This is a genomic window from Rhodococcus cerastii (genome assembly GCF_033042195.1).
Classification (GTDB): domain Bacteria; phylum Actinomycetota; class Actinomycetes; order Mycobacteriales; family Mycobacteriaceae; genus Rhodococcoides.
Map to the genome: position 1 here is coordinate 123,815 of NZ_JAWLKF010000006.1, position 13,778 is coordinate 137,592.

11 protein-coding genes are annotated in these 13,778 nt (G+C 65.5%); 2 read left to right on the forward strand and 9 right to left on the reverse strand.

Annotation, left to right across the window (positions count from 1 at the left end; translation table 11 throughout):
• Positions 1-52 precede the first annotated feature (52 nt).
• From R3P93_RS13420 to ssd, 4 genes are read right to left on the reverse strand one after another with little or no spacing between them, the layout of a single operon-like run.
• Positions 53-625, reverse strand: a complete 573-nt coding sequence (locus R3P93_RS13420) for a type II secretion system F family protein (protein ID WP_256989514.1) — start codon at positions 623-625, stop codon at positions 53-55.
• Positions 622-1,401, reverse strand: coding sequence for a type II secretion system F family protein (locus R3P93_RS13425; protein WP_317533224.1), 780 nt, complete (start codon positions 1,399-1,401; stop codon positions 622-624). The genes R3P93_RS13420 and R3P93_RS13425 overlap by 4 nt, the downstream gene beginning before the upstream one ends.
• On the reverse strand, positions 1,398-2,582 hold the full coding sequence (locus R3P93_RS13430) for a TadA family conjugal transfer-associated ATPase (RefSeq protein WP_094638662.1): 1,185 nt from the start codon (positions 2,580-2,582) through the stop codon (positions 1,398-1,400). The genes R3P93_RS13425 and R3P93_RS13430 overlap by 4 nt, the downstream gene beginning before the upstream one ends.
• Positions 2,579-3,694, reverse strand: coding sequence for a septum site-determining protein Ssd (gene ssd / locus R3P93_RS13435; RefSeq protein ID WP_317533225.1), 1,116 nt, complete (start codon positions 3,692-3,694; stop codon positions 2,579-2,581). Before ssd ends, R3P93_RS13430 begins: the two co-directional genes overlap by 4 nt.
• Positions 3,695-4,028: 334 nt before the next feature.
• Here ssd and R3P93_RS13440 point away from each other — a divergent pair, with 334 nt between their 5' ends.
• Complete coding sequence (locus tag R3P93_RS13440) at positions 4,029-4,874, forward strand: HAD family hydrolase (protein WP_394855301.1); 846 nt, start codon at positions 4,029-4,031, stop codon at positions 4,872-4,874.
• Positions 4,875-5,233: 359 nt separating this feature from the next.
• On the opposite strand, the gene R3P93_RS13445 is transcribed toward R3P93_RS13440, so the two are convergent.
• The 5 genes from R3P93_RS13445 to R3P93_RS13465 form a co-directional block, all read right to left on the reverse strand.
• Positions 5,234-5,980: an oxidoreductase gene (locus R3P93_RS13445; RefSeq protein ID WP_094638623.1), complete on the reverse strand. Its 747-nt coding sequence runs from the start codon at positions 5,978-5,980 to the stop codon at positions 5,234-5,236.
• Between the two features lie 30 nt (positions 5,981-6,010).
• Positions 6,011-7,684, reverse strand: a complete 1,674-nt coding sequence (locus R3P93_RS13450) for an ABC transporter ATP-binding protein (RefSeq protein WP_094638622.1) — start codon at positions 7,682-7,684, stop codon at positions 6,011-6,013.
• Between the two features lies 1 nt (position 7,685).
• Complete coding sequence (locus R3P93_RS13455; RefSeq protein ID WP_094638621.1) at positions 7,686-8,624, reverse strand: ABC transporter permease; 939 nt, start codon at positions 8,622-8,624, stop codon at positions 7,686-7,688.
• Positions 8,617-9,540, reverse strand: coding sequence for an ABC transporter permease (locus tag R3P93_RS13460; protein WP_094638620.1), 924 nt, complete (start codon positions 9,538-9,540; stop codon positions 8,617-8,619). The genes R3P93_RS13455 and R3P93_RS13460 overlap by 8 nt, the downstream gene beginning before the upstream one ends.
• Positions 9,541-9,687: 147 nt before the next feature.
• Entirely contained in the window at positions 9,688-11,310 is a 1,623-nt protein-coding gene (locus tag R3P93_RS13465; RefSeq protein WP_317533227.1) for a peptide ABC transporter substrate-binding protein, read from the reverse strand.
• A gap of 444 nt (positions 11,311-11,754) precedes the next feature.
• Here R3P93_RS13465 and acs point away from each other — a divergent pair, with 444 nt between their 5' ends.
• Positions 11,755-13,725 (forward strand): acetate--CoA ligase, encoded by a 1,971-nt coding sequence (gene acs, locus R3P93_RS13470; RefSeq protein WP_317533228.1) that lies wholly within the window; start codon positions 11,755-11,757, stop codon positions 13,723-13,725.
• Positions 13,726-13,778: the final 53 nt, after the last annotated feature.

The window sequence follows — 13,778 nt, forward strand, 5'->3', positions numbered from 1 at the left end:
TCCCTGATCTCCGACGCGGCATCTCCGCATCGGAATTCTGTGTGCGCGGCGGTCACAGCAGACCGCCGCCCAGTACGTTGCCCGCCAGGCCGATCACCACGGGGATGATGCCGAGGCAGATGAAGGCCGGCAGAAAGCACAGACCCAACGGCCCGCTGATCAGCACACCCGCGCGTTCGGCCGCAGCGGCCGACGCGTCCTCGGCGCGAGTTCGTTGTGTCGCAGCGAGTTCCGTCATCGCCGACGCCATGGACGACCCGGCCCGGGCAGATCGGCGGGCCATCCTGGCCAGCGCCTCGGTCTCGGGATCCTGCGCGACGGCGTCCCACGCGGTCGCGGCGTCGGCACCGAGTTCGAGAAGATCGGCTGCCTTGCGGAGCGCGATACCGAACGAGGTCGGAGCGGAATGTGCTGCTGCCGCAGCGGCGGTCGATATCGGCAAGCCCGACCGCAGACAGGCGGCGAGCAGATCGAAGGTCGTGGCCACCGCGAGCGGGTCGGGTGTCGGCGTATCGACGGTGTCGGTGTCCGCCCGGCGCTCGGATGCCAGCCTGTGCAACCCACCCGAGACCGAGGGCAGCGTGATCGATGCCGTGGCCAGACACAGAACCGCCACCCACATCACGTCGTCACCTTGCCGGTGATCGCATCGGTCCACAGCAGGCCCGCACAGCCCAGCGCCGTGCCGATGAGCAGCAGCATTCCGCCGAGCCCACCGCCGAGCAGAATGTGCAGTGGATCGGCTCCCATCAGCTGACCGAGCGCGACTCCGAGAATCGGTAGACCGGCCAGCACCAGCGCGGTGGCACGGGCACCGGCGAGCGATGCGTCGGTTCGTTCGCGAAACCGTCGGCGTCCCAGCATGTCCTCGCGGACGGCGTCGAGCAGTTCGGCGAGCGCGAGCCCGTGCTCGTCTGCCACTCTCCACGCGGCGGCCAGCCGGCCGAGCTCGGCGTCCAACAACGAATCGGACGAGGCGATACCGTCCGCAGCCATGCCGCCCAGTCGGGAGCGCGATGCCGCACCGCGCAGTGCCGTCGACGCGATGCCGCCGCACTCGTCCGCCGCGACCGCGCTGGCCGTGGCCGGATGGGATCCGACGCGCAGCTCGCCGATGACCACCTCGACTCCGGTTGCGAGCCAGTTCAATTCGTCGGCACGCCGGTCACGTTCGAGTCGCCGGCGATTACGACGCCATCCGGTACCGCCCGCCACCGCTGCTGCGCTCACGGCCCAGATTCCGCCGAACCACCACGCCGCCCCTGCCGCAAGCAGAACGCAGCAGGCCGGCACCAGCCATCGCGGCGCGGAGGAAGCCGCCCGTTCTTCACCAGACAACCGACGGAAACTGCTCGGCCACAGGGCAACCGCGAGGGCGAGGACCATCACCGACGCCGTCATCGCGCGTCACCGCAACGGCGGTCGAGCAGTTCGAGGAGCCGACCTTCGCCCGGCGTCGCGTCGGCAGTCACCGACCAGGCCGCCGCGATGTGCACTCGGCCGGTGGGATCGACGTCGACCACTCCGATCTCACGTAGCCGTCGAGTACCGTCGGAGCTGCGGTGGACGTGCAACACCACTTGGACCGCAGCGGCGAGTTGGCTGTGTAGCGCGTCTCTGCCCATTCCGCCCAGTGCCGCAAGGGCTTCGAGTCTGGCCGGTACCTCGGCCGGGGAATTCGCGTGAATGGTTCCGGCTCCGCCGTCGTGACCTGTATTGAGTGCCGTCATCAAGTCGATGACCTCGGCACCGCGCACTTCACCGACCACGAGACGATCGGGTCGCATTCGCAGGGCCTGACGCACCAGCTGCCGCACCGATACTTCACCCACGCCTTCGACATTGGGTGCGCGGGCCACCAGTCGGACCACGTGCGGATGAGCCGGGGCCAACTCGGCGGCGTCCTCGACGCAGACGATCCGTTCGGCCGGATCCACCTCGCCCAACAGTGCGGCCAAGAGCGTAGTTTTTCCCGCGCCGGTACCGCCGACAACGAGAAATGCCAGGCGGCCGAACATGATTCGACGCAGCAGCTCGTACCCGTCTGCGGTCACGGCTCCCGATGCACGGAGCGCAGCGAGTCCCTGCGTCGCGGGTCGCAGCACCCGAAGCGAGACACACGTTCCTCCGCTCGCCACCGGTGCCAGTACCGCGTGCAGGCGGACGCCGAAGGCCCCCTGCCCGACGCCCGGCAATCGACCGTCGACCCAGGGCTGCGCGTCGTCCAAGCGGCGGCCGGCCGACAACGCGAGTCGCTGCGCCAAACGACGTACGGCAGCCTCGTCGGCGAAGCGGATACCGGTGCGCTCGAGTCCGCGACCACGATCGATCCACACCTGATCCGGTGCGGTGACCAGCACATCGGTCACTCCAGGCTCGGACAGCAGCGGCTCCAACGGCCCCGCACCGGTCAGCTCGGTCTGCAGAACACGAAGGGCCGCAAGCATATCGGTGTCGCCGATCACCCCGCCTGCTTCCGCTCGAATCGCCGCGGCGACGGTCGCGGGAACCGGAGCATCGGCCGATGCCGCCAGGCGATCACGGACGCGGTCGAGCAGATCCGCGGTGACGACGGCGCTCATGCCGCCCACCGCTGACCACCGGGCTTGTGCGCGAACGTATCGAGCACAGCGTCGGCTGCCGCGGCCAGCGGCGAACGTCGGCCCAGCACCAGTCCTCCTCGTTCGAGGCGCTCGGCCAACGCGGGCTCGGCGCGCATCGAGGTCAGCAGCGGAAGACCGAGGGCGACGGCGATGTCGTCTGCCCTCAGCCCACCCGGCGCAGGCCCACGAACGACCAGGCCGACGTTGGCGTTTCGATCCACGACCTGCGCTGCCACCGCCTCAGCCGACGTCACGGCTCGCAGTTCGGCCGGAAGTACCAGCACGACGAGATCCGCCGCGGCGTACAGGGCGTCGGAGACGTCGCTCGGATGGCGCGGAGCGTCGGACACCACCAGATCTCCCGCTGCGCGTCCTGCATCGACCACAGCCGCCACTGCAACGGCCGAGAGTCCGGCACCCCGGTCCTCGGATCGGCCGAGCGCCAGCACCGACAACCCGCCGCGGGAAGGCAGCGCCCCGTGCAGAGCGTCGCCGGAGACTCGGCCGCCTTCGACGACCAAGCCGGACCATCGCAGACCCGGAGCGTTCTCCCAGCCGAGTAACAGGTCGAGGCCGCTGCCGTACCGATCACCCTCGACGAGGAGGGCACGTCGGTCCGAGCGGCTGCTGCGGAGTCCGAGTGCGGCAGCGAATGTCGATGCGCCCGCGCCGCCGCGAGCGCCGACCACGGCGATCACTCCACCGTCTCCCGACGGCACCGATGCGGGTTCGCCGAGTATGCGCACGAGTGCGTCTTCGTCCTGCGGCAGGGAGATCACATGCTCGGCACCGAGCGATGTGGCGATGCGCCAGTCGTCGAGTGTCGGTTGCTCGTCCGTGACCAGAATGACGCCCGAGCGTCGCGGAAATCCGGACGCCAATGCCGTCTCTGCGGACTCGAAATCGACCAAAATTGTTCCGAGTCGGTCCCACATCGACCGAGCCGAACCGATACCGACCAGTAAGTTCTGCTCTTCCACAACACAATCCGCGGCCGCGGCTATTCGATAGACGTCCTCGCGGAGTCCGCGAAGTTCGATCGACATCGCCACAGTCGGGTGCGCGATTCGCTGTCGCGGGTCCGTTTCCATGCGCCAAGCCTGCGTGAGAATCTGCTCGAGGTGCGCGCGACTTGGGAAAATGTGGATAGATCGGGGCCTGTGGATGAATACCGGTACTGCTGTACCAGTTTTTGCCCCGACCCGGAAAAGAGGACGACCCTCGCCAGGGGGGGAGGAGGCGAGGGTCGTCTGGTTCAGCCCCGGGGGGTCGGGCTGAACACCGCCCGGAATGAACCGGGCTCATAGCAAATACTACACCCGTGGACTTCCTTGTTTGCAAGTTCAACCGTCGCTTTTTCTCGACGGTTTCGGACCGAGTCCGCCAGTGGCGCCGCGCAACATCCACCGGTCACCACCGGCCACTATGGTGACAAACGTGACCCAGAGCGCGAGCACCGACGACGCCCCGGCCGGCCGACGCGCAGCGCGCGTCGCGGCATTCTTCGACCTCGACAAGACGATCATCGCCAAGTCCAGCACGTTGGCATTCAGCAGACCGTTCTTCGACCAAGGACTCATCAACCGGCGCGCCGTTCTCAAGAGCAGCTACGCCCAGTTCCTGTTCCTGCTCTCCGGAGCCGATCACGACCAGATGGAGCGCATGCGCGCACACATCGCGAGCATGACCGCCGGCTGGGACGTCGAACAGGTACGAGCGGTCGTCGCCGAAACCCTGCACGACATCGTCGACCCCCTCGTGTTCGCCGAAGCCGCCGACCTGATCGCAGACCACAAGCTCCGCGGCCACGATGTGGTGATCGTGTCGGCGTCCGGCGACGAGATCGTGCACCCCATCGCAGAACTCCTGGGTGCCGATCACAGCATGGCCACCACGATGGTGACCGTGGACGGCAAGTACATCGGCAAGGTCGACTTCTACTGCTACGGCGAGGGCAAGGTCGACGCCATGAACTCCCTGGCCGCGCAACATGATTACGACTTGACGTCGAGCTACGCGTACTCGGACTCGATCACCGACGTGCCGATGCTGCGCGCCGTCGGGCATCCCACGGCCGTCAACCCCGACCGAGCGCTGCGCAAGGAAGCCGCGTCCCGCGGCTGGCCGATCCTCACGTTCTCCAACCCGGTCTCGCTGCGATCACGGATCCAAACCCCGTCCGGCAAGACCGTAGCGGCAAGTGCGGCAGCAGGTTTCAGCGCTCTTGCGGCCGGCGCGATCACCTACGGACTGCTCCGAAGAAAAAGATGACGCTCAACCCCTTGATGTGAGGCGCGTCACGGGGTACAAATGACGTACGGAAGAACGGAAGGCCAAGAACGAATCGGAAGAGAAGATTCGCTCTCCCGACCGGGATTCCCAGCACGGACACCAGGCACCCACGCGGAGCGGCCACCTAATGGCAGAAGCGCTGTGGGCCTGCGAGATTCGTCGATGATCAGCAAGAACCCTGCACCGGTTGCAGGGATGACCTCATCACCGTCGAACCCTCGCCGAGGCCACGTGGTTTTCCATCACAGCCCACCTGAGCACGCTTGGTAACCAGGCGCTCCGTGCTAACGGGCGGCGAAGTCGACGCAAGTCGGCATCGCCGCCCTTTTATGTGTGGGTTAGACCGCGGCTTCGGCAATCGAAGTCGCCTCTGCCGCACCGGCTTCGAAGGCTCCACAGCACAGGATCACCCAACTCCCGACGCCCGTCGCGGTGCCCTCGGCGAATCCGGTCGCGCCGTCCCGGTAGGCATTTGCTCGACGCATCCAGCTCACTTCCGGCACTCCGAGGTTGTGGGGGTCGAAGCCCGACGACGCCGCCACCAGTCTCGATGCAGCCCGCGCAACGATGCCGTCGGCCGATCCGAAAGCTTTGAGCGTCAACAACTCACCGTGCACCACCGCCGCGATCACCGGAGCGGGTGCAGAGGTTCCACCGGTCACGAGCTGAGCGAGCAGATCGAGTCGCTCGCCGACCCCCGCATCACCGCGCGGACGACCGAGCGCGGAGGCGTCGTCGACGAGATCTGCAGCTGCCAACAAGTGGAGTCGAGCCAGGGTCTGCAGCGGAGCGCGCTTCCACGTCGAGAGCGTGTTCTGCAGGGCGTCGCCATCGAGGGCGGCCGCGACTCGAAGCGCGCCTGCGAGTACGGGGTCGCCTTCTTCGCCCTCGCGGGGGAAATCCATCGACCCGCCCTCGAGTGACGAAGACGAGCGGGCCGCGCGGACCGCGGCCTCGGCCGCGGTGGCCGGCCAGCCACGACGGTTGGCCTTGTGTCGATGCACCGCGCCGAGAGCGTCACGCGCCCGTTCGGCGGAGTCGACAACTCCGGGCAATTCCAGCAGCGGGGCGAGGGGGTCCGTCACGACAGACGACGGTACCCCCTCCCCTCACCCCTACTTTGCCCCTGCCGCCAACAGCTCGGCGCGGGCCTGGCGACGCTTGGCCTGTTCGGCCGGATCGGGCACCGGGACGGCCGCGAGCAACCGCTTGGTGTACTCGTTGGTCGGACGACGCAGAATCTGATCCGTCGTACCGAACTCGGCGAGTTTGCCCTTGTTCAACACCGCGATGCGCTTGGCCAGTACCTCCACCACAGCGAGGTCGTGGCTGATGAACAGGCACGCGAAGCCGTACTCACGCTGTAGTTCCTTGAACAGCTCGAGCACCTTGGCCTGCACCGACACGTCGAGTGCGGACGTCGGTTCGTCGGCCACCAACAGCGTCGGCTCCAGGGCGAGCGCCCGGGCGATGCCGACGCGCTGACGCTGCCCACCGGACAACTGGTGGGGGTAGCGGTTGCGCATGGTCCGCGACAGGTGAACCCGGTCGAGCAGTTCCTCGACCTTTCGATTTCGGTCTGCAGCACTGTGCTCGGTGTGCAACAGCATCGGCTCGGCAATGGACTGGCCGATCGGCCAGCGCGGGTTCAGCGACGAACCCGGATCCTGGAACACGATGCCGACCTTGCTTCGCACCGACCGCAGTTCGCGATTCGACAGGTTGGTGATGTCGACGCCTGCGATCGACAACGAGCCGCCGGTGAGCTTGTTCAGTCCCACCACGGCCTTACCGATCGTGGACTTGCCCGAGCCGGACTCACCGACGAGGCCGACCACCTCACCCATCTCGATGTCGAGGCTGACCCCGTCGACGGCCCGGAACACGGTGCGGCCCGGGTACTCGATGACACCGTCGACGATGCTCAGAGCCCGGGTCTCCTCGACGGCACTGGGCTCGGCGATCTTCCCCGCGGTCACGGCCTCGATGCTGCTGCCCAGGTGTGGAACCGAGGCGAGCAACTGCTGCGTGTACGGATGCGACGCGTTCTTGAATATGGTTTGCGCAGCGTCTGTTTCGACGATGACGCCGTCCTTCATCACCGCGATGCGGTCGGCCATGTCGGCCACCACACCCATGTCGTGAGTGATGAGGACGATCGACGCGTCGATGCGGTTCCGGAGATCACGCATCAGGTCGAGGATCTCTGCCTGCACCGTCACGTCCAGGGCCGTGGTCGGCTCGTCCGCGATCAGCAACGACGGATCCGAGGACAGCGCCTGGGCGATCATCGCGCGCTGACGCTGACCACCGGAGAGCTGGTGCGGGTAGAAGTTGACCCGCGTCTCCGGATCCGGCATCTCGACGAGCTTGAGCAGCTCGACGGCCCGCGCTTTCGCTTCCTTCTTCGACAGCGAGGTGTGCGCGCGGATGGCCTCGGTGATCTGCCAGCCGATCGAGTACACCGGATTGAGCGCCGTCATGGGCTCCTGGAAGATCACCGCGACGTTCTTGCCGCGGATGGGTGCGAGCTGCTTCTCGGGCAGCCCGACCAGCTCTTTCTCGCCCAGCTTGATGCTGCCGGACACCCGCGAATTATCGGCCAGCAGGCCTGGGACGGCCATCGCCGTCGTCGACTTACCGGATCCGGATTCACCGACTATAGCGAGAACTTCACCGGAGGCGACCGTGAACGAGACGGTGTCGACCGCCTTGCGCCAGACCTTCTCGACCTCGAACTCGACCGTCAGATCGGTGACGCTCAGAACCGTGTCCTTCTGAATACTCATGTCAGTTCCGTTTCGGATCGAGTGCGTCACGGAGTGCGTCGCCGAGCATGATGAACGCCAGCACTGTGACGGAGAGGAACGCGGCCGGGAACAGCACCAGGTGCGGTGACGTGAGGAACCTGGCTTGACCGAGGTTGATCTGTAGGCCCCAGGAGATCTCGGGGGCTTGCAATCCGATTCCGAGGAACGTCAATGTCGCCTCGGCCGCGATGAACGTACCCACCGAGATCGTGGCGTAGATGATCACCGGGGCCAGCGCGTTGGGAAGGATGTGTCGCACCAATATGCGGTAGGTCGACGCTCCCAATGCCTGTGCCGCCTGGACGTATTCACTGTTCTTGATCGAGATCACCGACGATCGCACCAGGCGCATCGCCGTCATCCAACCGAAGGCCACCAGGGCCAGCGAGACAGTGAAGATGGTGCGCTGAGCGGTGACGGTGAGCAGGATCAGAGCACCGAGCAGCAGCGGAATCCCGAAGAACACGTCGGTGAAGCGCGCCAGGATGCTGTCGATCGCACCGCCGAAGTAGCCGGCGAGAGCACCGATGAGGACGCCGATGATCAGCACGCCGATCACCGAGAGCACACCGATCGACAGCGAGATCCGCGCACCGTAGATGACGTTGGCGTAGTAGTCGCAGCCCTGGATGTCGGTGCCGAACCAGTGTGCTGCACTGGGTTTTTGACCGGAATCGGACAGCGAGCACACTCGCGGATCGATGCCGCGGGCGAACAGCTGCGGGAACACCGCCATGACCAACAGCACCAACAGCAGGAACGTGCCGATGATGAAGAACGGGCTCTTGCGCAGGTACTTCCACGCGTTGCCCCACAGGCTGGCCTGACCGACCAGCTCGACGGCCTCGCCGGTGACGACGTTTCCGGGCTGGCCCTCGTCCGCGGCGTGCTGAGCTGCGCTCGAATCTTCTTTATTCATAGCGAATCCTTGGATCGAGAACCGCGTAGAGAACGTCCACCACGAGGTTGAAGAAGATGTAGAAGAACACGAAGAGCGTCACGATGCCGACGACGACGGCACCTTCCTGACGGGCGAGACCGTCGTAAATGGCGCGGCCGAGCCCGGGCAGGTTGAACACCGTTTCGGTCACGATGGCACCGCCCAGCAGTCCACCGACGTCGGCACCGATGAAGGTGACAACAGGAATCAGCGAGTTGCGCAACGCATGTCGAACGATGATGCGCCGGTTGCTGATTCCCTTCGACTTCGCGGTGCGGATGTAATCCGCGGCCATCGACTCGGCCACCGAGGTGCGGGTCAGACGAGCCACGTACGCCATCGACAGCGATGCGAGCACCAATCCGGGAAGCAGGTAACTCGACCAGCCGTCGTTGATGCCGGAGATCGGGAAGAGCCCCAACTTGAGACCGAGGGTGAACTGGGCGATGAAGCCGAGAACGAACACCGGCACCGACACCAGCAGCGTCGTCGAGATGAGCACGAGGTTGTCGAAGAAGGATCCGCGCTTGAGGGCGGCGAGCACGCCTGCAGCGATGCCCATGATCGTTTCGATGACGACGGCCACGATGGTCAACCGGACGGTCACCGGGAGCGCCCGCTCGATGGTGTCGAGAACGGGGCGTCCGGAGAAGTCGGTACCGAAATCGCCCTGGAAGAAGCCGGCGATGTATTTGAAGTATTGGACGAACAGGTTGTCGTCGAGGTTGAACTCGTCTCGCAACTGGGCGACGACGCCCGGGGCGAGGGGGCGATCTCCGGCGAGGGCGCGGATGGGATCACCCGGCAGCGCGTAGACCATCGCGAAGATCAAGAACGAGGAGCCGATCAGGACGGGAATCGTCAGCAGTAATCGGCGAGTGATGTAGCGACCCACTGTGTGTCTTCTCCTTGAACAAGGGACGAACCTGCGCCTCGGGTCTTGCCGGCGCAGGTCGGTGTGGGACGGATGCGCCCCACGGTTGAACGAGACCCGGTGGGTGGCAGCCGATCACGCTTGGCTGCCACCCAGCTGGGTGTGTCGTCAGCTGACTACGACGTCCTCGAGGATGATGTTGCCTCGGTTGTCGATCTTGACGTCGGAGACGCGATCGGACCACACAGCCTGGTTCAGGCCGTAGAACAGCGGAGTAGCGGGCATTTGGTCGATCAGGATGTCCTCTGCCTTCTGGTAGTCCGCCGTTGCAGCGTCGATATCTGCAGCGTTGTTGCCTTCGGCCAGCGCGGCGTCGAATGCCGGATCGTTGAAGAAGACGTAGTTGCTACCTGCAGGCGGGGTTGCGGCTGCCGAGTACAACGGGGAGAGGAAGTTGTAGATCGACGGGTAGTCCATGATCCAACCCGAACGGAACGGGCCGGTCATACCCTGAGCGTCCTGCAGCGGCAGGTACTGCGCGAACTGGAGGTCACCGCGCAGTGCGTAGTTCACGCCCAGGTTGTCACGCAACTGGTTGCCCACGGCGGTCATCCACGAGTCGTGGCCCGCACCGGCGTTGAACCACAGATCCACCGGCTGGCTGCGGTCGAATCCGGCCTCGTCGAGCAGACGGTTGGCCTCGTCCGCGTTGAGCTCGCAGTTGGCACCGCAGGCGTCCTCGCGGTAGCCGTCGACGACGGGCGATGCGAAAGATCCTGCCGGAGTGCGGGTATCGGTGAAGATCGCGGTCGCGATGGCCTGGCGATCGATGGCCATCGAGAATGCCTTACGCACGTTCGGATCCTGGAATCGCGGATCGTACGTCGGGAAGCCGAGCGAGGTGATGTCGGGACGTGCGCGCTCGCCGTACCGGTCACCGAACGTGTCGCGGGCAGTGGCCCACGCGTCCTCGGGGAGGTCGAGCATGACGTCGAGTCCGCCACCCTGAACGTCGTTGTAGCCGGTGCTCACCTCGGTGTAGACCTTGAAGTTGACGCCTGCGGACTGTGCCGCATTGTCGCCTGCGTAATCGTCGTACTTGGTGACGGTGAATCCCTGTCCGGGAACGAAGTCCTCGTCGGCCTTGAACGGGCCGTTACCGATCGGGCGAGCGCCGTAGGCATCGGGGTCGGCATAGAACGCCTCGGGCAGCGGGTCGAATGCCGTGTATCCCAGCGTGAGCGGGAAGATCGCGAACGGTCCGGTGAGTTGGACGGTGAAGGTCGTGTCGTCGACGACGTTCAGGCCGCTCAGTTCGGTCGCGACGGGCTCGGTGGTGTCGCTGCCCTGCAGGTCTGCGTAGCCTTCGATGTTCTCGAAGAAGTAGGAGGCACCGAAAGCGTTGGTACTCAACGCGTTGTAGCTCCACGCTTTGGTGTAGGACTCAGCCGTGACGGGGGTGCCGTCGTGGAACGTCCAGCCGTCCTTGAGCTTGACGGTCCAGGTGGTGTTGTCCTCGGACTCGACGGACTCGGCAACGCCGTTGTACTCGACGCTGTTGTCCTCGTCGTTGAACGTGACCAACGGAGTGAAGAGCGCCTCGAGAACCTGGCTGCCCTCGCTCTCGGTGGTGTTGCCGGGAATCAGCGGGTTCTCGGGCTCGCCGATGTAGATGCTGTAGATACCGTCGGCGCTACCGCCGGAGCTCGAGCCACCGCCGCCACAGGCGGCGAGCAGGCTCGCACTCATCAGCACAGCCGTGGTGACTACCGCGGCACGTTTGATACGCAAGAAAATCCTCCATCCAGATGTGAACACGGGGTCGTCCGTGCTCAGTTCCTCGGGCGCGACGCCCGGGGATTCGTGGGCGACCGCATGGCACGGCAGGTGGGCCGTTCCAACGATCTGATGGGATGGACTTTAGACACATCCTGAAACGAACATGTGAACTCCCCCAGATTTTGCTGACCCGTGAGTAAGCAGGAAACATGATCGAAACGTTTCGGCAAGTCGATTTCTCACAGTTCGGACATCGGCGTCGCCCGGGGTGCACGCCGGCGGTCCCGATTACCGCCCAGCGTGCAGAAACTACCGATCACCGCAGATCAGGGGGTTGCAGGCGATTGCAACGGTGCGATTGCCATCACATGTGACTACCCTCACAAGGGGCTCGAGACAGGCACGGAAGTGCAGTTTCATGAGCGAAATGCACCGGACGAAAGTGAGCTATTCGAGATGACGACCAGTACCTCCGGAACCGACGAGACCGCGGTTGCCTCCTACGCGCCCTCGGCCGAGTTCGCCGCTCAGGCCAACGCCGGAGCCGACCTCTACGCCGCCGCGGAGAACGATCGACTCGGCTTCTGGGCCGAGCAGGCTCGCCGACTCCACTGGCACACCCCGTTCACCGAGGTACTCGACTGGTCCGACGCCCCCGTCGCCAAGTGGTTCGCCGACGGCGAGCTCAACGTCGCCTACAACTGCGTCGACCGCCACGTCCTCGACGGCCACGGCGACCAGGTGGCCATCCACTGGGAAGGCGAGCCCGGCGACAGCCGCGACGTCACCTACTCCGATCTGCTCGCCGACGTCAGCCAGGCCGCCAACACCCTGACCGAACTCGGCCTCGCCTCCGGCGACCGCGTCGCGATCTACATGCCCATGATTCCCGAGGCCATCGTCTCGATGCTCGCGTGCGCCCGCCTCGGCCTGACCCACTCCGTCGTCTTCGCCGGCTTCTCGGCCACCGCGCTGCGCTCGCGCATCGACGATGCCGAAGCCAAGCTCGTCATCACCACCGACGGTCAGTGGCGACGCGGCAAGCCCGCTCCCATCAAGGACACCGTCGACGAGGCCGTCGACGGCGCCGCCGGCAGTGCATTCGAGAACGCTGCCGCGTCAGTCGAACATGTACTCGTCGTCAAGCGCACCGACTCCGAGGTCTCGTGGACCGACGGACGCGACCTGTGGTGGCACGAGACCGTCGCGAAGGCGTCGAAAACCCATGAGGCACAGCCCTTCCCGGCCGAGCACCCGCTGTTCATCCTGTACACCTCCGGCACGACGGGTAAGCCGAAGGGCATCATCCATACCTCCGGCGGCTACCTGACGCAGACCTCGTACACCCACCACAACGTCTTCGACCACAAGGCAGGCAAGGACGTCTACTGGTGCACCGCCGACATCGGCTGGGTCACCGGACACTCCTACATCGTCTACGGCCCGCTCTCGAACCGCGCAACGCAGGTCGTCTACGAGGGCACGCCCAATTCGCCCGACGAGCACCGGCATTGGAACGTCATCGAGAAGTACAAGGTCTCGATCTACTACACCTCCCCCACCCTCGTTCGAACATTCATGAAGTGGGGCAAGGAGATTCCCGAGGCCCACGATCTGAGCTCGATCCGTCTGCTCGGCTCCGTCGGCGAGCCCATCAACCCCGAGGCGTGGCGTTGGTTCCGCGACGTCGTCGGTGGCGGCACCGCACCGATCGTCGACACCTGGTGGCAGACCGAGACCGGCGCGATCATGATCTCCCCACTGCCCGGCGTCACCTCCACCAAGCCCGGCTCCGCAATGACCCCGCTACCGGGCATCTGCGCCAAGATCGTCGACGACGACGCCAAGCCACTCGGCAACGGCGGCAACGGATATCTCGTGCTCGACGAGCCCTGGCCGGCGATGCTGCGCGGCATCTGGGGCGACATGGACCGCTACAAGGACACCTACTGGTCCCGCTACGCCGAAGAAGGCTGGTACTTCGCCGGTGACGGTGCCAAGTACGACGAGGACGGCGCACTGTGGGTCCTCGGCCGCGTCGACGACGTCATGAACGTCTCGGGCCACCGCATCTCCACCTCCGAGGTGGAATCGGCACTGGTCACCCATCACAGTGTCGCCGAAGCCGCGGTGGTCGGTGCCGCCGACGACACCACCGGTCAGGGCATCGTCGCATTCGTCATCCTGCGGGCCGGCGAGGAGAACACCGGCGACGCGTTGATCGCGGAGCTCAAAGCTCAGGTCTCCAAGGAGATTTCACCGATCGCCCGGCCACGCGAGATCTCCATCGTGCCCGAGCTGCCGAAGACGCGATCCGGCAAGATCATGCGTCGCCTACTGCGCGACGTGGCCGAGGGCCGCGAACTCGGCGACGTCTCCACCCTCGTCGACCCGAAGGTGTTCGAGGCGATCAAGAAGGGCCGCTAGCGCTCAGCGCAGGTGAGCGGAAACTCGACCCCTGCTCCGAGTTTCCGCTCACG